The organism is Kitasatospora sp. NPDC114501 (assembly GCF_055633695.1).
This window is the reverse complement of record NZ_JBVKDS010000009.1, coordinates 223597-243164: the sequence shown is the minus strand read 5'-3', so window position 1 is coordinate 243164 and position 19568 is coordinate 223597. Positions and strand designations below refer to the sequence as shown.

Genomic DNA, 19568 nt, shown 5'->3' with positions numbered 1-19568 from the left:
TCAGGTCGTGCTTGAGCAGGGCGTTGCTGAAGCCCTCGTCCGGCCGGTCGTCCCCGGGACCGGCCGGCGCGCGTAGAACTCGACGGCGGCCGCGTGAACTCTCGAAGGAGCGGACGACGCGCGTACTGCGTTTGCGGACGGCCCACACCGCTTTGGATCGGCCTTGCCAGACAGTCAGACGTCAGCGAGGGTCCTTTATGGGGTGGCCTTGCTCGCACCGACGAAGTTCATTCGCTATTTTATCAGCCTCATTCAACGCAGTGGTTAATTGATCGGATTCCGAATCCACCATCTGCTGCACCTTATCGATTTTCGCCTGGTCCGGGCTCGCCTGACGCTTCAGATCCTCCAGCTCGGCCACAAGTCTTGCGAGGCCGCTCTCTTTGCTCCGGACTACCTTGACGGCTTTTTCATGCTCCTTCTTGAGGGCTCCACAATCCGGCATTTTCGCAACCCCCTGTCGCGCCCGGAAAACTGAGAATGAAGAGAGGCGCCGAAGTCGAGTTCTGTAGAGGTCTACACCTGAAGGCCGTTCCGTGGCTGTCCGCCTGGTTCGGCGTTGGGAACGGCGGGACAGGCTGAGATCGGCGAGTGATTCGATGTGGACCGGGCCGTTCTCAGGGTTTGAGCGACACGGTTCCGTGTGTGACAATGGCCTCCCCGACAAGGTTGACATTGCCCTTCCTACGCTACGGACCGCACGTGTGCCGTGCATCCCCAGCACCGATGAGGCTGGGCCCGGCGGGATGCGCAGAACCTATGCGAAGTTTTCAGCGATCGCGATAATCATTGCAACCATGCGAGTTCTCGGTACCGCAGCAGAAGGCATGCTGGCTTTGAGCCGCGCGAACGTCAATTCCTTGATGAGCCGTCCCGGCTGGCGCTCCGGGGCCGGGGCGCCAGTCGTACGCCAGGAACGCGCCAACCCTCCGCCATGGAGCGCCAGTTGGCGCGGGACCAAGGTTTGCCCCGAGCCGTCGACGCACCCGATCTCCGCATCGTGCTGAGCCGACCGGGTCAACATCGACACCGGACAGTACGCATACGCCCGGTCTGCTCGTTCTGCTGTACATGCCTCCCCCACTCTCGACGCCGTTCCCGTTGCCCGCGCACGACCCCGCGAGGAGGTTCCCGTGGCTGTGATCGGCCGCGCGACGGCCACCGTGGTCGCGCTGGGCATCCTGCTCGTGCCGGCGGCCGTCTCGGCGGGCACCGACCTGCCGCCCGAGCTCGGCGCGGGCTGGTGGGAGGTGTCGGCCAATGCCGCCAACGTACGGGTCGACCACTTCGGCGAGGAAACCGTCATCGGGCTAGCTCGTTCGGGTGACCGGGTCGAGGTGGTGGACACCTGGACCTCACCGCTCGGCGCCCGCTGGGCGAAGGTCATGGTGGCGCCCACCCGGGTGTCCGGCTGGGTGCTGTGGTCCTTACTGGCGCACCGCGACTCGTCGTCGGAACCGTAGAATCCGCCTGTACACATCAGGAGGGATTTCGCGTGTTCCGAGCGCAGCGTCCGCGCACCGCAGAGCTGACCCCGTGGCAGGGAGAGGGGCCGGTCAACGGCGTCGCCCTGCTGCTGCCGGGCGGATTCCTCCGCAGCCGGCGCGCACCGCTGAGGGTCGCCGAGCTGGGCCTGCGGGACCTGGCCGCCGAGCTCACCGACCGCGGCCGGCCGCACGGCCTCGCGGTGCACCTGCTGCGTTACCGCCACGGCGGGTGGAACGGCGCCGACGCGGACACCGCCGTCGACACCCGCTGGGCGCTCGACGAGCTCGCCCGGCTGTACCCGGGCACGCCCGTCGTGCTGATCGGCAACTCGCTGGGCGGGCGGGCCGCCTTCTGGTGCGCCGGGCACCCGTCGGTGGCCGGCGTGGCCGGGATCGCGCCCTGGCTGCCGAGCGGAGACCCGGTCGACCAGTTGGCGGGGCGGCGGGTCCTGATCGTGCACGGCACCGGGGACCACAGCTCGGCCAGTGCCACCCAGTCCCTGGAGTACGCGCTGCGCGCCCGGCGGGTCGTCCCGGACCTCGCGCGCTACGAGGCCCCGGGCGCCAACCACCTCCTGATCCGCGAGTCCCGCGACATCAGCGCGCTGACCACGGCCTTCACCCTGGCAGCCCTGGGCGCCGAACCCGCTCCGCTGGTGGCGGGGGCGGTCTGCACCCGGCTCCCGGCGCGGGTGTAGCCGCCCCCGCCGCGCCTCCCGCCCCCCGGGCCTCCCCTGCCGATCGGCAGGGGAGGCCCGGCCGCTTTCCCGTGGGATTCCTGCCGATCGGCACATGCGCGAACAGGGTCCTGGCGATCAGTCTTGGAGTCACCGCGACGGCGGCCACCCGGGCCGCCGTGGAAGGGAGTCTCCACCGTGCTCCGTGACCAAGCCCTCCACCTCCGCACCGCAGCCCCGCGGGGCCCTGCTCGGCGCAACGGACGTGCGCCGCGCCCTCCTCCGCGCGCTCGACGTCTTCACCGAGGCCGCCGAGCTGGACCGCGGACGGCATCCGTCGCTGGGCCCGACTCCACGCCGTCCAGGCCGCCTTCTGGGGACGACGGCACGGCTTCCGGCGCGCCCGAGGAGGCCCCGAACTCGACCGGCTCACCCGCTACACGGACGGGCTCGCCGAAGCACTCACCCCCGCCTGACCGGCGCACCCGATCGCCTACGGGCGCCGAGACACACCCGCCCCGTCGCGAAAGGAGCACGATCCGACACCACCGCAGTCGTACCACCGCACCGCGGCACCGAAATCGCGTTGGCGGTCGGCGGCCCGTGCTGCCTATGGTCGGGGGATGACCACTCGAACCTTCCGCATCATGGTGCGCGGCGTCTTCGACGGCCTGACCGCCGATCAGCGTGCCGACCTGCTCGCCACCGCACCCGAGCACGACGTGCTGCACGCCGCCTTCACCCGCGAGGGCCACCTCAGCTACGACCTCTCCGCGCGGGCCGCCTTCACCTTCCGCTTCCTCGACGAGGGCGAGGCCGAGGAGGACATCCTGGAGGCCACCGAACGGGCCGAGCAGTCGGCGCGGAACTGGCTCGCCGATCGCGGCTACGGCTACAAGAACCTCCGTTCCCAGGCCGAGGACCTCTCGCAGGCGCCGCTCGGCAAGCGTCAGCGCCGCGCCGCCAACGCCGCGCACTGACCCGACCCCCTCCCCTCCGCCACCTCCTTGACGGCTCCCCGTTCGGATACACTTGAGCAGTCAAGGAGGTGGCAATGACAGACCAGCAGACACAGCCCACGCAGCCGGCACCGGAGGCGCAGGACGAGCGGCCCGGATTCGCGCCGACCGCCACGGGCCCGAGCCCCGACCCACTGGACACCGCCCTGCGGCTGGTCCGCGCCCAGACCGCCGTGGTCAAGCGCTTCGACGCGAGCCTCAGCGGCCTGCACGGCGTCAGCCTGGCCGACTTCACCATGCTGCTCCACCTCTCCCAGGCCCCCGGAGCCCGGATGCGCCGGGTCGACCTCGCCGAAGCCCTCGGGCTGACCGCCTCCGGCGTGACCCGCGGCCTCGCGCCGCTGGAGCGGATCGGCCTGGTCGCCCGCGAGGCCGCGGCCCGCGACGCCCGGGTCGCCTACGCCGCCCTCACCCCGACCGGCCACGAGCGGCTCGCCGAGATGCTGCACACCGCCCGCCAGGTCGCCGCCGACCACTTCGCGGCCGAGCGGTGGAGCACCGAGGACCTCGGGCTGCTGTCCACCCTCCTCACCCGCCTCGGCGGCACCGCCCCCGGTCAGCGCCTCGGCTGATCCGCCGGCCCCGCGCCGCCCTCCCCGCGCCGTTCTCCCCGCGCCGTTCTCCCCGCGCCCACCCCACCACCCCCGCCACACCTGCCGCCCGGCCCCACGTCCTAGGCTGATCCCGCACCACTGGCACCACCGCACCACGCACAACCCCGCGAAGGGCAGCACCATGACCGACACCCCCGGCACCGGGCCCGGCCTGCGGCGCACCCTCACCGACGTCCAACGTGCGCGCTGGCAGCGGACCAACACAGCCAACCCGGGGATGTACGGCGAGCGGCCCTCCGCTCCCGCCGAGTACGCCGCCGAGGCGTTCGCCGCCGCCGGAGCCCGGGACGTGCTGGAACCCGGCACCGGCCACGGCCGGGACGCCCTGCACTTCGCCCGGGCCGGCTTCCGCCTGCTGGCCGCCGACTTCCCTCCGACCGGCCTGCACCGGTTGGGCGCCGCCGCCACGGAGCAGGGCCCGGCCGACCGGCTCCCGGTCCTCGCCCACGACGTCCGCGAGCCGCTGCCCCTCCAGGGCGAACTGCCCCGCCGCCCCTGGCGCACCATCCAGGAGACACCTCGATGACCGCACCCGACGCCACCACCCCCAGGACCGCCACCCCCAGGACCGCCACCTCCAAGGCCGCCACCCCCGGCACCGCCAGGGCGGCGTCCGCCGACCTCACCATCGACGGCACCGGTCTGCTCTGCGTCCAGCTCCTGCTCAAGCTGCGCGCCCGGATCGCCCACCTCCCCGCCGGAGCGGTGGTCCACATCCACACCACAGACCCCGCCGCCCCGCTCGACCTCCCCGCGTGGTGCCACCTGACCGGCCACGAGTACCTCGGCCAGGTCCCGTACGAGGCCACCGACCGCGAGGTGTACGCGCTGCGCCTCACCTCCGCCCCGGTCCCGACCCGCCCCGACCGCCCCTGGCACCCGGCCCCCGAAACCGACACCCAGACCGGCACCGGCACCGACACCGACTGACCGTCCTCCCAGGCCGCCGCTCGCTCGGGACCCACAGCCCCGGAAATCCCCGCGCGCCCGCCCCCACCGCCGGGCCAGACTGCGTCCATGCCCGCAGCCGACGCCCCGTGCACGAGCCCGCCCACCGAGCCGCCCCCACCCCCCACCGCCAACCACCTCCTCGGCCACCCGCCCGACGCCCGCCTCCTGCTGCTCAACTGCGACGACCTCGGCCTGGACGAGGCCGTCAACCTCGCCGTCATCGACGCCGTCCGGAACGGCATCGCCGCCTCCTGCAGCCTGATGACGCCCTGCGCCGCCGCGCCGCACGCGCTCCGGCTGCTGCGCCGGCACCCGGAGGTCCCGTTCGGCGTCCACCTCACGCTGGTCTGCGAGTCCCCGGTCCGCCGCTGGGGCCCGCTCAGCAGCCGCGACCGGGTGCCCTCCCTCCTCGACGCCTCCGGAGAGCTCTTCGCCCCCACCCCGGCAGGACGTGCCGAACTACTCGCCCGGGCCCGACTCGACGAGGTCGAGCGCGAGTTCCGCGCCCAGATCGACGCGGTGGCGGCGGCCGGTCTCGCCCCAACCCACCTCGACTTCCACTGCCTGGCCGACGGCGGCCGCGAGGACATCCTCGACCTCACCCTCGCCCTCGGCGCCGAGTACGGCCTGGCGGTCCGGGTCTGGCTGCCGCCCGCGCTGACCCGGATGCGCGAGCGCGGCCTGCCGGTGGTGGACCACGGCTTCCTCGACAGCTTCACCGTCCCCCTGGACGACAAGCCCGCCCACTACACCCGCCTGCTCGCCGCCCTCCCACCGGGCCTCACCGAGTGGGCGCTGCATCCCGCCCTGGCCGGCCCGAACACCAGCGGCCCAAACACCAGCGGCCCGAACACCAGCGACTCGAACCCCCCTGACCCGGACGACGGTTGGCGTGTCCGTCTCACCGACCACGCGTTCCTCGTCTCCCCCGAGGCCCGTCGGCTCCTCACCGAGCACGGCATCACCGTCCTCGGCTACCGCACGCTCCAGGAAGCCTGGCGGCGGGCCCGAGGACAGCTCACGGCCGACGCCCCCGGCCCGCCCGGTGTGCCACGATGAGGAGGTACGAACGCCCCAGCGCCACACGGAGGTTGACCACCGTGAACCCGATCATCAGCTGCCGCTGGCAGGACCGGACCGGCGAGTGGGCCCTGACCGTCGGCCACAGCGGCGACGACTGGGAACTGCTCGCCTCGACCCCGTACTGGTCGGAGTCGATCCCCTTCGCGAACCCGGACGAGGTCCGCCGGCTCGCCCAGGCCCTGCTGGACCTTCCCGCCGAACCCGAGCCCTACGAGTTCGAATGGCAGCTCTCCCGCACCGGTCCGGCCGGATCGCCCGGCTCGCCCGGCTCGCCCTCGGCAGGACCCGACTCGGCCACCTCGGCCCCGGACGACCCGGCCCCGGACCAGGACGACGACGAGCCCCAGCCCCACTTCGCGACCTTCGCCGTCGGCCTCGACCCCACCGACGACCACCGCCCGTACCTCGCCTACCAGTCCTACTACGACCTGGGCCAGGCGACCGGACTCGGCCTGGAGGTGATCTGCGAGGACCCGCCGGTCGACCACCTCCGCGCCCAGGCCCACGCCTTCCTCACCACCTTCCCCGGCTCCGCCCGCCGGTAGCCACCCGCCGGTAGCCGCCCGCCCGGCACCGCCCACCGTCACACCCACTGCCCCTGCCCCTGCTCACGCTCACGCTCACGCCACGGCGCGCACCGCCCACTCCACCTCCGCCGCCCAACTCTCCGGCGCGGCCCAACCGTTGACCACCGCCAACAGCTCCAGGTACCGCTCCCGCCGCGGATCGGCCATCGCCCCCAGCCGCTCCGCCAACCGGTCCCGCACCGCCCCGGCATCCCCCGGCACCGCCCCCACGCACCACCGCCCGTACCGCTCCACCAGCGCCGCGACGACGGCCGCCCCCTCCGCCGACCCCGGCTCCACCCCGGCCGCGACCGCCGGTCCGGCCAACTCCCGCACCGCCACCGCCAGTCCGGGCCTCGGCAGACCCACCCCGGCCCGCACCGCCCCGGCCTCCGGATCCACTTCCGCATCCGCCGTCTCCACGCCCACCGCCTCCGTGGCCTCCGCCGCCACGAGCCCCCGCAACAGCGCCCGGAACCCGGCGTCCCCCGTCAGCCGCGCCAACTCCACCCAGGCCTCGACCTGTTCGGCCGACGGTTCCTCCGGCAGCTCCGGCGTCAACGAGCGCGCCGCGGCGGCGAACCGCCCGCCACCGGCGATCCCGTCGAACACCCCCGCCAGGAACTCCCCGATCAGGCGCCCCCGTTCGTCCTCCGTGAGCCGGGCCAACTGGTGCACGAGCGTCAACTCCTCAGGCGTCGACCCGAGCCTGGCCACCATCCCGAGCACCGCACGCCGCAGCCGCAGCACCCGGATCCGGACGTCGATCGCCTCCGCCTGCGCGGCGGCGACGTCGGCCGGCGTCAGCTCACGCTCCACCACCCGCCGGATCGCGGGCAGTCCGAGCCCGAGCTCCCGCAGGGTGCGGACCAGTTCCAGGCGCGCGACGGCGTCGGCACCGTACCGCCGGTGGCCGGCCGGGTTGCGGTCGGCCGGCGACACGATCCCCTGGTCCGAGTAGAAGCGGACGGTCTTGACCGTCAGCCCCGTCCGCCGGGCCAGCTCACCGATGGTGTACGTCGTGTCGCCGTTCATGGCCACCACCCTGCTACCTCCCCCTACGGGAGATGCAAGCCCCGGTCGCGGCCGCGACCGCCTCATCCCCGGGGCCCGCGCCGTCGGCGCTCCTCCCGCTCGGACCGCCGCGGCGTCCGCCAGGCGGCGAACAGGACGCCCGCCGCACCGATGACCGCCTGCAGCGCCCCCGTACCGGCCAGCAGACAGACCAGGGCGCACACCGCCAGGATCGCCATCAGGGCGATCAGGTCGAGCCGGCGGCCGTCCGCCTCGGCCCCTCGGGCCCGGGGCTCCGGCGCGGCGCCCCGCGAACCGGCGGGTGCGGCACCCGGCGAACCGGCGGGGTCGTCCTGCGATCGTCGAATCTCCGATGACACTGCTCGTCTCCCACGGTCGGGAGGGGCAGCCGCCCGGGATCGCATCCCGCACAACGAAACAGCCGCGTCGCGCCGCATGTCTTGTGGGGTTGCTTCCCCGCCCCCGCCGCTGGACGCGGCGAGGACCTGCCCCCCAAAGATCATGCAGCCGAGCGGCTACACGACAACCATGGAAACCGACTCCTGGCGCGGCGTCAACACCGCCCGGACAGGCCGCGGTCCCCCGGCCGGGACGGCGTCACCGGCCGGGGGAAGCGACGACAGAGCGACGCCCCGGGTCAGGCGGTACGCCGCAGCAGCGCCAGGTACATCGCGTCCGTCCCGTGCAGGTGCGGCCAGAGCTGCACGTCCGGCCCGTCGCCGAGCGCCGGGACGCCGGGCAGCAGCGGCCGGGCGTCGATCCACTCGACCCGGCCGCCCTCGCCGCGCAGCACGTCGTCCACCACCGCGCGGGTCTCCGCGAGGTGCGGAGAGCAGGTCGCGTAGCCGACCACGCCGCCGATCCGGGTGGCCTCGACCGCCGAGCGCAGCAGGTCCCGCTGGAGCGGGCCGAAGGCCGCCACGTCGGCCGGCCGGCGCCGCCAGCGCGCCTCCGGGCGGCGGCGCAGCGCGCCGAGGCCGGAGCACGGCACGTCGACCAGCACCCGGTCGAAGCCGCCGGAGCGCCAGGCCGGGCGCGTCCCGTCGGCCGCGATGACGGTGTACGGGCCTGGATTGCCCTCCAGCGCCCGCGCCACCAGCCGGGCCCGGTGCGGCTGCTTCTCGCTCGCGACCAGCGCCGCGCCCCGCTCGGCGGCCAGCGCGCCGAGCAGCGCGGCCTTGCCGCCCGGGCCGGCGCAGCCGTCCAGCCAGAGCCGGTCCGGCCCGTCCAGCGGCGCCGCGGCCAGCGCCAGCGCGACCAGCTGGCTGCCCTCGTCCTGCACGCCCGCCCGGTTCTCCCGCACCGCCGCGACCGAGCCCGGATCGCCGCCCTCGGCGAGCCGCAGCGCGAACGGGGACCAGCGGCCCGGTTCGGCTTCCGGCAGCGCTTCGGCCAGCTCGCCGACGGTGACCCGGCCGGGCCGGGCGACCAGGGTCACCTCGGGCCGCTCGTTGTCGGCCCGCAGCAGTTCCTCCACCGCGGTGCGCCCGGAGGCGTCCGGCTGCCAGCGGCCGAGCGAGTCCCAGAGCGCGGAGACCACCCAGCGCGGGTGCGAGTGCACGACCGCCAGGTGGTCCTCGGCGTCCTTGTCGTACGGCGGGGCGACCTTCTCGATCCAGGCGTCCAGGTCGTGGGCGCTGATCCGGCGCAGCACGGCGTTGACGAACTTGGCCTTGCCGTCGCCGAGCACCACCCGGGCCAGTTCGACGGTCGCCGAGACGGCGGCGTGGCTGGGGATGCGGGTGGTGAGCAGCTGGTGCGCGCCGAGCGAGAGCACGTCCAACACCGGCGGGTCGACCTTGCCGAGCGGCCGGTCGATGCAGGCGGCGATGATCGCGTCGTAGGTGCCCTGCAGGCGCAGGGTGCCGTAGACCAGCTCGGTGGCGAGGGCGGCGTCGCGCCGGTCCATGCCCTTCTGCTCGGCCTCGCGGAGCAGGGAGGGCAGGATCAGGTTGGCGTACGCGTCGCGCTCGTCGACGGCGCGCAGCGCGCGGAACGCGACGATCCGGGCCGGGTCCTTCTTCGGGCGGCGGTGCGGGCGGGGAGCGCGCTTGGCGCCGGGGGTACTGCCGGGGGTGGTCACAGGTGCCTCAAGGTGCTGCGGTGGTTATCAACGAACACTGACGATCTCGAACGATCTCAAACGAACAGTAGCGCCAAACCGGAGCGTCAGCCCCCGAGGCGCTCCCCCGCCTCCAGCCGCGCGCCCCGGGCCCAGTCGGCGGCCCGCATCTCCTTCTTCCCCTGCGGACGCACCTCCCCCAGCTCGACGTCGTGGCTGCCGGTGCCGACCCGGACGCTGTTCTTGCCCACCATCGCGACCTCGCCGGGCGCCAGCTCGGCGGAGTCCGGCAGCAGCTTGACCGGCCCGGTGACCTTCAGCCGCTCGCCCCGGAACTCCGTCCAGGCCCCCGGGGCCGGCGCGCAGCCGCGCACCACCCGGTCGATCCGCAGCGCGGGGTGGCTCCAGTCGATCCGCGCGTCCTCGACGGTGATCTTCGGGGCGAGCGTGACGCCCTCGGCCGGCTGCGGCACGGCGTGCAGCGAGCCGTCCTCGATGCCGTCCATGGTGGCCGCGAGCAGCCGGGCACCGGAGACCGAGAGCCTGGTGAGCAGCTCGCCGCTGGTGTCGGTCGGGCGGATCTCCTCGGTGATCACGCCGTAGACCGGGCCGGAGTCCAGGCCCTGCTCGATCAGGAAGGTGGACGCGCCGGTGACCTCGTCGCCGGCCAGCACCGCGTGCTGGACCGGGGCCGCGCCGCGCCAGGCGGGCAGCAGCGAGAAGTGCAGGTTGACCCAGCCGTGCTTGGGGATCTCCAGGGCGCCGGGGCGCAGCAGGGCACCGTAGGCGACCACCGGGCAGCAGTCGGGGGCGAGTTCGGTGAGCCGGGCGACGAAGTCCGGGTCACTGGGCTTCGCCGGCTTGAGGACCTCGATCCCGGCCTCCTCGGCGCGCTGGGCGACGGGGCTGGCGACCAGCTTGCGCCCGCGCCCGGCCGGGGCGTCGGGGCGGGTGACCACCGCGACGACCTCGTGCCGGTCCGAGGCGAGCAGGGCGTCCAGGGCGGGAACGGCGACCTCGGGGGTGCCGGCGAAGACGAGACGCATCAAGTGCCTTTCTACAGACGTGAGTTCAGGAAACCAGCGGGAGTCAGCGGGCGGAGCCGAAGGTGCTGTGCGGCGAGACCTTGACCACCGGGGCCGGTCCGCCGCCCCAGTCCGTGTCCCGGATCGCCTTCAGCGCGGCCTTGCGCTGCTCGCGGTCGAGCCGGTCGATGAAGATGATGCCGTCCAGGTGGTCGGTCTCGTGCTGGATGCACCGGGCGAGCAGCTGGGTGCCCTCCAGGGTCACCGGATCGCCGTACATGTTGAAGCCCTTGGCCACCACGCCGTACGCGCGCCTGGTGTCGTAACGCAGGCCGGGCAGCGACAGGCAGCCCTCGGGGCCGTCCTGCTCCTCCTCGCTCAGCGACAGGTCCGGATTGATCAGGTGCCCGGTGACGCCGTCCACGTGGTACGTGAACACCCGCAGGGAAACGCCGAGTTGGGGCGCGGCGAGGCCTGCGCCGGGGGCGTCCAGCATGGTGTCGGTGAGGTCGGCGACCAGCCTGCGCAGTTCCTTGTCGAAGGTGGTCACCGGCTTGGCGGTGGACCGCAGGACGGGGTCTCCGAAGAGACGGATCGGCTGGATCGCCACGGGGTACGGGCTCCTGTCCGTAGGGGCGCGGGCTGCGGTCGGCCGCTGGTTCACCCGCCAGTCTATGCAACCCGCGCGGCCGCCCGCCGAGGGCTTCCCGGGGCCCGGATCCGCGGCCGGTACGGCCCGACTGTGCCGAGCCGCGTTACCCCGGCCCCCGCTTCGGCGTTGGTCAAGAGAGATTGACCGGGGCCGGGCGCACGGGACACCGAGTCCCGGCCGAGCTGAACCGTACGGAAGGTGGCACGTAGGCCATGGCCGAGCAGATCAACCACGACGCCCGGGCGCGGGCGAGCCTGCACCTGCTGGTGCGGGACATCGAGCGGGTGAGGCGGCAGGTCGACGCGCTGCGGACGCTCACCGCCCAACTGGGCAACGTCTACCGTCCGCGCCGACCGAGCACCTCGGCCGGCTTCGTGGTGTACGGGCGGGCGCCTGCGCCGACCGTGCGCCTGGCGCAGGAGCTGCGGGAGAGCGTGGAGACGCTGGTGGCGGCGGCGGTCGAGTTCGACCGGGCGCTGGGCTTCTCCTGGGACTCGGTGGGCTCCGCCCTCGGGGTCACCAAGCAGGCGGTGCACCGGCGCTACGGCATGCGCCGCCCGACCAGCGAGCTCCTCGCCGCGAGCGGTGCCGTCCCGGGCCAGAGCCGCCCGGACCGCTCCGAGGAGCTGCTCCCCGGCTCCGAGCGCACCGGTCTGGCCACGACCGTCCCGGCGGCCCGCCAGGGCGGCCTGGACCGCAGCGCCCTGGAGCGCACCACGATGGACCGGACCACGCTGGACCGCACCGTGATGGACCGCACCGCGATGGACCGCACGACGATCGACCGCACCCCCCTGGACCGCACCTCCGTCGACCACCCCACGACCGACCGCGGCACGACCGCCGACCGCCCCCAGGCGGACCGACCCGGCATCCCGCTGCGCGGCTGACCGAGCCGCCGCAGCCGGGCCGTCCGGGGCGGGGTGGCCCACTCACCCCGCCCCACCGGCCCCCGGGGCCCAGGCCGCTGGGCCAGCAGGCTTCCGGGCCGCCACCCCACCAGGCCCCGGCTCTATCCGATGTCCGTCGGATCCATCCTCACCCGCACCGCCTCCGGCGTCCGCAGCGCGATCCGCGCGATCTGCGCCGCCTTGAGCGCCGCCGCCAGCGCGGCCCCCTGCCCGGGCGCCACCCGCAGCAGCGCGCGCTCCTGCTCCTCCCCCCGCAACGCCGGCACCGGCACCGGTCCGAGCACGTCCGCCCCCTCCGGCAGCCGGATCAGGTTCAGCAGGTCCGCGACCGCCGCCGGGCTCCCGCTCACCGAGGCCATCCGGGACACCGGCGGGAAGTGCAGCTGCGCCCGTTCGTCCCGCTCCGTCCCGGCGTGCCCCAGCGGGTCCCAGCGCACCAGCGCCTGCACCGGGCGGGCCGAGGGCTCGGCGACCACGACCACCGTCCCGCCCTCCGTCGAGGGCCGCACCAGCGCGGCCGCCGCGAGCCAGAGCCGCAGCGTCTCCTCCCCCGCCCGCAGGTCGGGCCGGCTGAGCAGCGCCCAGCCGTCCAGCAGCAGCGCGGCCCCGTACCCGCCGCCCCCCTCGACCACCGGCTCCGCACCGGGTGTGGAGATCACCAGGGAGGGCTCGTCCGGCACGGTGGTGAGCACCGCATCCCGGCCCGAGGTCCGCACCGGGATGCGCGGGAACGCCTTGCCCAGCTCCTCCGCCGTCCGCCGGGCCCCGACCACCTGGGCCCGCAGCCGGAAGGACCCGCACTCGGGGCAGTGCCAGTCGTTCTCCGGCTCCCCGCACCAGCCGCAGCAGAGCGAGCCGCCCGCCGAGGGCGCCTCCAGCGGCCCCTCGCAGCGCCGGCAGCGGGCGGGGGTGCGGCAGCGCCCGCAGGCCAGCCGGGGCACGTAGCCGCGCCGGGGCACCTGGATGAGCACCGGGTGCCCGGCGGCCAGCGACTCCCTGGCGGCCTCCCAGGCCACCGAGGGCAGCCGGGCGGCATGGGCGGCGGCGTCCCGGTGCTGGTCCTGGTCGGTGACGGTGCGCACCCTGGGCGCGACCTGCCGCACCGTCTCGCGGTCCGCGACCAGCGGGCGCGCCCAGCCGGTGCTGACCAGCTGCGCGCCCTCCACTGTCACCGCGTGCCCGCCGAGCAGCACCGCCGCGCCCTCCTCGGCGGCGCGCAGCAGCGCCACCTCGCGCACGTGCGGGTGCGGGGCGCGCGGGTCGCTGTGGCTGCCGTCCCCGTCCGACCAGACGACGACCAGCCCGAGGTCCCGGACCGGCGCGAACATGGTGGCCCTGGTCCCGATCACGGCGTGCACCGAGCCCCGGCTCACCGCGAGCCAGCGCCGGTAGCGCTCGCGCGGGCCGAGGTCGGCCTCCAGCGCCACGTGCATCCCGGCGCCGAGCAGTTCGGTCAGCGCCTGGTCGACCCGGGCCACCGAGCGCCCCTCCGGGAGCACGACCAGCGCCCCGCGCCCGCTCGCCAGCGTCGCGGCCACCGCCCGCGCGATCTCGTACGGCCAGCCGGGACCGGGCAGCGCCGCCCAGACGGCGCGCGGCGAGCCGCCCCCGGCGAGCGAGGCGAGGAAGTCGGGCCCGGCCGGGTAGCGCTGCCAGCCGCCGGGGGCCGGGGCGGCCGGGCGCGGCAGCGGCGGCGGGGAGGGTTCGGCCTCGGCCTTGGCGTGCCGGGGCGGGACGGCCAGCTGGAGCACGTCGGCGAGCGTCCCGGCGTAGCGGTCGGCGACGGTCCGGCACAGCCGCAGCAGCTGCGGGCTGAGCACCGGCTCGGGCGACAGCACCTGGGCCAGCGGGGCGAGCGGTCCGGCGAAGTCGCTCTTCTCCAGCCGGGCGACGATGAACCCGTCGTGCAGTTCCCCGCCCTCGCGCTGGCCCCTGACCACCCGCGCCCCGAACCGCACCCGGACCCGGACGCCGGGCTGGGCCTCCTCGGCCATGCCGGCCGGCACCTCGTAGTCGAAGAACTTGTCGATGGTGAGCACGCCCTTGTCCACCACGACCCGGGCCACCGGCAGGTGCTCGGCCCGCTTGGCCCCGTGCCAGGTGCGCGGCTTGGCCCGCTTGACCGTCTCCCGGATGAACGCCAGCTGCTCCGGCTCGGCGGCCCCGTTCTCCCCTGTGCTGCTCATCGCCACCAAGTACTACCAGGTCACACCGACAATGCACGAAGCGGCGCCCGCCCCCGTACGGAGGCGGGCGCCGCTCGGGGCGCTTCGGGACGTCAGTCCTGGACGGCGGCCTTCAGCTGCTCGACCCGGTCGGTGCGCTCCCAGGTGAAGTCCGGCAGCTCACGGCCGAAGTGGCCGTACGCGGCGGTCTGGGAGTAGATCGGGCGCAGCAGGTCCAGGTCGCGGATGATCGCGGCCGGACGCAGGTCGAAGACCTCGGAGACGGCCTTCTGGATGCTGAGGACCGGCACGGTCTCGGTGCCGAAGGTCTCCACGAACAGGCCGACCGGCTCGGCCTTGCCGATCGCGTACGCGACCTGCACCTCGGCGCGGCGGGCGAGGCCGGCGGCGACGATGTTCTTCGCCACCCAGCGCATCGCGTACGCGGCCGAGCGGTCCACCTTGGACGGGTCCTTGCCGGAGAAGGCGCCGCCGCCGTGGCGGGCCATGCCGCCGTAGGTGTCGATGATGATCTTGCGGCCGGTGAGGCCGGCGTCGCCCATCGGGCCGCCGATCTCGAAGCGGCCGGTCGGGTTGACCAGCAGGCGGTAGCCCTCGGTGGTCAGCTTGATGCCCTGCTCGGCCAGCGCCTTCAGCTCCGGCTCGACCACGAACTCGCGGATGTCCGGGGTGAGCAGCGACTCCAGGTCGATGTCGCTGGCGTGCTGGGTGGAGACGACCACGGTGTCGAGGCGGACGGCCTTGTCGCCGTCGTACTCGATGGTGACCTGGGTCTTGCCGTCGGGGCGCAGGTAGGGGATGGTCCCGTTCTTGCGCACCTCGGTCAGGCGGCGGGAGAGGCGGTGCGCCAGGGTGATCGGCAGCGGCATGAGCTCGGGCGTCTCGTCGGACGCGTAGCCGAACATCAGGCCCTGGTCACCGGCGCCCTGCTTGTCCAGGTCGTCCTCGTCGCCCTCGACACGGGCCTCGTACGCGGTGTCGACACCCTGCGCGATGTCGGGCGACTGGGCCCCGATGGACACCGACACGCCGCAGGAGGCGCCGTCGAAGCCCTTCTTGGAGCTGTCGTACCCGATCTCCAGGATCTTGTCCCGGACGAGCTGGGCGATCGGCGCGTACGCCTTGGTGGTCACCTCGCCGGCCACGTGCACCTGGCCGGTGGTGATGAGCGTCTCCACGGCGACCCGGGACGTCGGGTCCTCCCGCAGGAGAGCGTCAAGGATGGTGTCGCTGATCTGGTCAGCGATCTTGTCGGGGTGTCCCTCGGTGACGGACTCCGAGGTGAACAGGCGGCGAGACACAGCGCTCCCTGGGGTTGCAGCGGCTGCTGACTGAAGGTCCCCGGGTGAACCGGGGAACTCCGGAAAGACTTGATTCCTGGAGTCTAACGGTCTGGTTCCGCCGAACGTCACCCGCTTCAGGAATTCCCGATCGCCGCGTGAGCGGTTCCGATCAGTTGCCGCCCGTTTCCAGCCGCTTTGCGACCAGGTCCCAGACCACGTCCGCGAGTGCCTCCTTCGGGCCCACCGGAACGGCCGTCTCACTGCCGTCCGAGCCCAGAACCACGGCCTCGTTGACGTCCGTGCCGAAGGCCTTGCCGTTGCCCACCTCGTTCACGACGAGCAGGTCGCAGCCCTTGCGGGCGAGCTTGGCGCGGCCGTTGGCGAGCACGTCGTCGGTCTCCGCCGCGAAACCCACCACGAGTTGACCCGAACGGGCCCGGTGGGCCGCCAGTTCGGCCAGGATGTCGGGATTGCGGACCAGGGCGACCGGCGCCTGCTCGACCCCCTCGACCTTCTTGATCTTGCCGGTGGCGTACTCGGCGGGCCGGAAGTCCGCCACCGCCGCGGCCATCACCACGGCGTCCGCGTCCCGGACCGCCTTCAGTGCCGCCTCGCGCAGCTCCAGCGCGGTCGAGACGTGCACCACGTCCACCCCGGCCGGGTCCGGCAGCTCGGCGTTGGCCGAGAGCAACGTCACCCGGGCCCCGCGCGCGGCGGCCGTCACGGCGAGCGCGTAGCCCTGCTTGCCGGAGGAGCGGTTGCCCAGGTAGCGCACCGGGTCCAGCGGCTCCCGGGTGCCGCCGGCCGAGACCACCACGTGCCGGCCGGCCAGGTCGGTCGGCACCGCCCCGCCGCGGCGCAGCACGGCCCGGCAGGCGTCGAAGACGGCCGAGGGCTCGGGCAGCCGGCCCTTGCCGGTGTCCTTGCCGGTCAGCCGTCCGACGGCCGGCTCCAGCACGATGACGCCCCGGCGGCGCAGCGTGGCCACGTTGTCCCGGGTGGCCGGGTGCTCCCACATCTCGGTGTGCATCGCGGGCGCCACCACGACCGGGCAGCGGGCGGTGAGCAGGGTGTTCGTCAGCAGGTCGTCGGCGAGGCCGTGGGCGGCCTTGGCGATCAGGTCGGCGGTGGCCGGGGCGACCACGACCAGGTCGGCCTGCTGCCCGATCCGCACGTGCGGCACCTCGTGCACGCGCTCCCAGGTCTCGGTGGCGGCCGGGCGCCCGGACAGCGCCGCCCAGGTCGCCTCGCCGACGAAGTGCAGCGCGGCCGCGGTGGGCACCACGGTGACCTGGTGGCCGGACTCGGTGAAGCGGCGCAGCAGCTCGCACGCCTTGTACGCGGCGATCCCGCCGCTCACGCCGAGGACCACGCGGGGGGCGTCCGCACTCACAGCCATCAACCGGCCTTTCTCCGCATCGGGTGTCCGCATCGGGAACGCGCCCACCCTACGGCCCCCCGGCCGCCACCCGCGCGGCGCCCTCCCCCACGCCCACGAGGGGCCCCGCGACCGGTCCCGCGACGAGAAAGCCGAAGGGCCCGGCGGAAACGATTCCGCCGGGCCCTTCCGAAGACTGGCAACCGCCTCAGGCGGCCTCGATCGCCTCGGCGGTCAGCATGCCCGCGTTGATCTCGCGCAGCGCGATCGACAGCGGCTTCTCGTGCACGTGGGTGTCGACCAGCGGGCCGACGTACTCCAGCAGGCCCTCGCCGAGCTGGGAGTAGTACGCGTTGATCTGACGCGCGCGCTTGGCGGCGTAGATCACGAGGCTGTACTTGGAGTCGGTGGCCTCGAGCAGCTCGTCGATCGGCGGGTTGATGATGCCCTCGGGCGCGGTCATGGAAGAGGACACGCTAAAACCTTCCGAAAGGATGGAAAAGACAGACAGGTCAGGCTACACCGAGCAAGGCTAGCAGTTCGGCCGCTACCTGCTCGACGGAGGTATTGACAAGGGTCGCGTCGAACTCCGGCTCGGCCGCGAGCTCGACCCTGGCCGCCTCCAGCCGCTTCTCGATCACGTCCGGCGACTCGGTGCCCCGGCCGGTCAGCCGGCGGACCAGCTCGTCCCAGCTCGGCGGGGCCAGGAAGACCAGCTGCGCCTCGGGCATCGACTCGCGCACCTGCCGAGCACCCTGGAGGTCGATCTCCAGCAGCACCGGCTCGCCGCGCTCCAGCTTCTCCAGCACGGCCGCGCGCGGGGTCCCGTAACGGTTCCCGGCGAACTCGGCCCACTCCAGCAGCTCGCCGTTGGCGACCAGCTTGTCGAACTCGTCGTTGTCGACGAAGTGGTACTGGACCCCGTTCTTCTCGCCGGGCCTCGGGTGGCGGGTCGTCGCCGACACCGAGAGCCAGACCTCGGGGTACATCTTCCTCATATGAGCGACGACCGTGCTCTTGCCGACCCCCGAAGGGCCGGAGAGCACGGTCAGCCGCGGACGCTCACTCATGCACCGATTATCCCGGATCGCGGGGGATCCTGGGACCACGGGGGCACGGTCAGGCGGCGCCACCGCCGAACTCCCGCTCCAGGGAAGCGATCTGGTTCGTACCGAGGCCGCGGACACGCCGGCTCTCGCTGATGCCGAGGCGCTCCATGATCTGCTTGGCACGGACCTTGCCGACGCCCGGAAGGGACTCCAGCAGTGCCGAGACCTTCATCTTGCCGATGACGTCGTTGTCGGCCTTGCCGGCCTTGATCACCTCGTGCAGGGAGGCGCCGGAGTGCTTGAGCCGGTTCTTCACCTCGGCGCGCTCCCGGCGAGCCTCGGCGGCCTTGGCGAGCGCGGCGGTGCGCTGTTCAGGGGTAAGGGGCGGAAGAGCCACGCCGTTCACCTCAGGGTGTGGATGGATGGATTGAGCTAGGACTGGTTCGGTACCGAGGACACCGTCCGCAAGGGGGAACCACAAGGCCCTGACCTGCGGGAGCCACGGAAATCGCGGCTCGCCGATGACCTATCGCCGGACACTACCCGGATTGCGGCGCCACGTCAGGAAAAGAACACGAAAAGTCCTGGTCAGCCAAGGCCGACCAGGACTTTCCAGGGCAAAATGACCGCGATTGCGAGACTTTGGCGGGGCCGGTGTGACGGCGCTCACGTCCGCTCCGCGGCCACCGCGCGGTGCTGCGGACACTCCGCAGGGTCACCGCCCGGCTACCTGAAGGACGGGTTCCGCTTACTTGACGGCGTCCGCGAACTCCCCGACGAAACGCTCAGCCGCCGCCCGCAGCGCCGGCACCGAGGGGCCGTGCCTGAGCACGTCCCGGCTGACGCTCGGCACCACGTTGATCACCGAGGCGCCGAACACCCGCGGCAGGTCCGCCATGGTCGCGCCCTGGGCGCCGATCCCGGGGGCCAGCAGCGGGCCGTTGATGGCCAGCTCCACGCCCGCGTCGGCCAGCGTCGCGCCGACCACCGCGCCGAAGGAGCCGAGCGGCGCCGCGCCCTCGTTCTCCGCCGCCAGCTGTCGCAGCACCGAGGCCGCGACCGGCTCGCCGTCCGCGCCCACCGCGCGCTGCACCTCGGCGCCCTCCGGGTTGGAGGTGAGCGCCAGCGCGAACACGCCGCAGCCCTGCTCCCGCGCGAGGTCCAGGGCCGGGCGCAGCGAGCCGAAGCCCAGGTACGGGCTGACCGTCAGCGCGTCCGAGAACAGCGGGCTGCCCGGCGACAGGAAGGCCTCGGCGTACGCGGCCATGGTGGAGCCGATGTCCCCGCGCTTGGCGTCCATCAGGACCAGCGCACCGGCCGCCCGGGCCTCCTCGACGGTCCGCTCCAGGACCGCGACGCCCTTGCTCCCGAAGCGCTCGAAGAAGGCGGCCTGCGGCTTGAGCACGGCCACCCGGTCGGCCAGCGCCTCGACCACGGTGCGGCTGAAGGCCTCCAGCCCGGCGAGGTCGTCGCCGAGCCCCCAGGCGGCGAGCAGGGAGGCGTGCGGGTCGATGCCGACGCAGAGCTGGCCGCGGGTGTCGAGGGCCTGGCGCAGCCGGGCGCCGAACGGGGCGAGAGTCATGTCGTCCT

General features: G+C 73.7%; 22 protein-coding genes. 9 read left to right on the top strand and 13 right to left on the bottom strand.

Features of this window, described 5'->3' with window-relative positions; genetic code table 11:
• Positions 1 to 181: 181 nt before the first annotated feature.
• A complete protein-coding gene (locus ACZ7RU_RS19005; protein ID WP_470342063.1) occupies positions 182 to 361 on the bottom strand; it encodes a hypothetical protein in 180 nt (59 codons plus the stop codon).
• A 772-nt stretch (positions 362 to 1133) separates the two neighbouring features.
• Between ACZ7RU_RS19005 and ACZ7RU_RS19000 the strand changes: the two genes are divergently transcribed.
• The 8 genes from ACZ7RU_RS19000 to ACZ7RU_RS18965 all read left to right on the top strand — a co-directional run bounded on the left by ACZ7RU_RS19000 (position 1134) and on the right by ACZ7RU_RS18965 (position 6376).
• Positions 1134 to 1463: a hypothetical protein gene (locus ACZ7RU_RS19000; protein ID WP_470342062.1), complete on the top strand. Its 330-nt coding sequence runs from the start codon at positions 1134 to 1136 to the stop codon at positions 1461 to 1463.
• A gap of 32 nt (positions 1464 to 1495) precedes the next feature.
• Positions 1496 to 2185 carry an alpha/beta hydrolase gene (locus ACZ7RU_RS18995; RefSeq protein WP_470342061.1) on the top strand — a complete coding sequence of 230 codons (690 nt, stop codon included), beginning with the start codon at positions 1496 to 1498 and terminating at the stop codon, positions 2183 to 2185.
• A 602-nt stretch (positions 2186 to 2787) separates the two neighbouring features.
• Entirely contained in the window at positions 2788 to 3144 is a 357-nt protein-coding gene (locus ACZ7RU_RS18990; protein WP_470342060.1) for a DUF6204 family protein, read from the top strand.
• 74 nt (positions 3145 to 3218) lie between these two features.
• On the top strand, positions 3219 to 3755 hold the full coding sequence (locus ACZ7RU_RS18985; protein ID WP_470342059.1) for a MarR family winged helix-turn-helix transcriptional regulator: 537 nt from the start codon (positions 3219 to 3221) through the stop codon (positions 3753 to 3755).
• Between the two features lie 163 nt (positions 3756 to 3918).
• On the top strand, positions 3919 to 4323 hold the full coding sequence (locus ACZ7RU_RS18980; RefSeq protein ID WP_470342058.1) for a methyltransferase domain-containing protein: 405 nt from the start codon (positions 3919 to 3921) through the stop codon (positions 4321 to 4323).
• Positions 4320 to 4727, top strand: a complete 408-nt coding sequence (locus ACZ7RU_RS18975) for a sulfurtransferase TusA family protein (RefSeq protein ID WP_470342057.1) — start codon at positions 4320 to 4322, stop codon at positions 4725 to 4727. Before ACZ7RU_RS18980 ends, ACZ7RU_RS18975 begins: the two co-directional genes overlap by 4 nt.
• Positions 4728 to 4814: 87 nt before the next feature.
• Complete coding sequence (locus tag ACZ7RU_RS18970) at positions 4815 to 5807, top strand: polysaccharide deacetylase family protein (protein WP_470342056.1); 993 nt, start codon at positions 4815 to 4817, stop codon at positions 5805 to 5807.
• 41 nt (positions 5808 to 5848) lie between these two features.
• Positions 5849 to 6376, top strand: a complete 528-nt coding sequence (locus tag ACZ7RU_RS18965) for a hypothetical protein (protein WP_470342055.1) — start codon at positions 5849 to 5851, stop codon at positions 6374 to 6376.
• A gap of 75 nt (positions 6377 to 6451) precedes the next feature.
• Here the strand turns inward: ACZ7RU_RS18965 and ACZ7RU_RS18960 are convergent, their stop codons facing one another.
• The 5 genes from ACZ7RU_RS18960 to def all read right to left on the bottom strand — a co-directional run bounded on the left by ACZ7RU_RS18960 (position 6452) and on the right by def (position 11129).
• The gene (locus tag ACZ7RU_RS18960; RefSeq protein WP_470342054.1) at positions 6452 to 7432 is read right to left on the bottom strand and encodes a MerR family transcriptional regulator; all 981 of its coding nucleotides are present in this window, start codon (positions 7430 to 7432) and stop codon (positions 6452 to 6454) included.
• A gap of 62 nt (positions 7433 to 7494) precedes the next feature.
• A complete protein-coding gene (locus tag ACZ7RU_RS18955; RefSeq protein WP_470342053.1) occupies positions 7495 to 7791 on the bottom strand; it encodes a hypothetical protein in 297 nt (98 codons plus the stop codon).
• A 278-nt stretch (positions 7792 to 8069) separates the two neighbouring features.
• Positions 8070 to 9515, bottom strand: coding sequence for an RsmB/NOP family class I SAM-dependent RNA methyltransferase (locus tag ACZ7RU_RS18950; RefSeq protein WP_470342052.1), 1446 nt, complete (start codon positions 9513 to 9515; stop codon positions 8070 to 8072).
• A gap of 86 nt (positions 9516 to 9601) precedes the next feature.
• Complete coding sequence (gene fmt, locus ACZ7RU_RS18945; RefSeq protein ID WP_470342051.1) at positions 9602 to 10540, bottom strand: methionyl-tRNA formyltransferase; 939 nt, start codon at positions 10538 to 10540, stop codon at positions 9602 to 9604.
• Between the two features lie 43 nt (positions 10541 to 10583).
• Complete coding sequence (gene def / locus ACZ7RU_RS18940) at positions 10584 to 11129, bottom strand: peptide deformylase (protein WP_470342050.1); 546 nt, start codon at positions 11127 to 11129, stop codon at positions 10584 to 10586.
• Positions 11130 to 11383: 254 nt separating this feature from the next.
• Here def and ACZ7RU_RS18935 point away from each other — a divergent pair, with 254 nt between their 5' ends.
• Complete coding sequence (locus ACZ7RU_RS18935) at positions 11384 to 12061, top strand: hypothetical protein (RefSeq protein WP_470342049.1); 678 nt, start codon at positions 11384 to 11386, stop codon at positions 12059 to 12061.
• A gap of 122 nt (positions 12062 to 12183) precedes the next feature.
• Here the strand turns inward: ACZ7RU_RS18935 and ACZ7RU_RS18930 are convergent, their stop codons facing one another.
• The 7 genes from ACZ7RU_RS18930 to pyrF all read right to left on the bottom strand — a co-directional run bounded on the left by ACZ7RU_RS18930 (position 12184) and on the right by pyrF (position 19560).
• Entirely contained in the window at positions 12184 to 14268 is a 2085-nt protein-coding gene (locus ACZ7RU_RS18930; protein WP_470342048.1) for a primosomal protein N', read from the bottom strand.
• 92 nt (positions 14269 to 14360) lie between these two features.
• Positions 14361 to 15569: a methionine adenosyltransferase gene (gene metK / locus ACZ7RU_RS18925; protein WP_387750966.1), complete on the bottom strand. Its 1209-nt coding sequence runs from the start codon at positions 15567 to 15569 to the stop codon at positions 14361 to 14363.
• Between the two features lie 151 nt (positions 15570 to 15720).
• A complete protein-coding gene (coaBC, locus tag ACZ7RU_RS18920) occupies positions 15721 to 16950 on the bottom strand; it encodes a bifunctional phosphopantothenoylcysteine decarboxylase/phosphopantothenate--cysteine ligase CoaBC (RefSeq protein WP_470342047.1) in 1230 nt (409 codons plus the stop codon).
• 187 nt (positions 16951 to 17137) lie between these two features.
• Positions 17138 to 17404, bottom strand: a complete 267-nt coding sequence (gene rpoZ / locus ACZ7RU_RS18915) for a DNA-directed RNA polymerase subunit omega (RefSeq protein ID WP_030240625.1) — start codon at positions 17402 to 17404, stop codon at positions 17138 to 17140.
• A gap of 37 nt (positions 17405 to 17441) precedes the next feature.
• The gene (gene gmk, locus ACZ7RU_RS18910; protein ID WP_470342046.1) at positions 17442 to 17999 is read right to left on the bottom strand and encodes a guanylate kinase; all 558 of its coding nucleotides are present in this window, start codon (positions 17997 to 17999) and stop codon (positions 17442 to 17444) included.
• Between the two features lie 49 nt (positions 18000 to 18048).
• On the bottom strand, positions 18049 to 18375 hold the full coding sequence (gene mihF, locus ACZ7RU_RS18905; protein ID WP_030056187.1) for an integration host factor, actinobacterial type: 327 nt from the start codon (positions 18373 to 18375) through the stop codon (positions 18049 to 18051).
• A 351-nt stretch (positions 18376 to 18726) separates the two neighbouring features.
• Positions 18727 to 19560, bottom strand: coding sequence for an orotidine-5'-phosphate decarboxylase (gene pyrF, locus ACZ7RU_RS18900; RefSeq protein WP_470342045.1), 834 nt, complete (start codon positions 19558 to 19560; stop codon positions 18727 to 18729).
• Between the last annotated feature and the right edge of the window lie 8 nt (positions 19561 to 19568).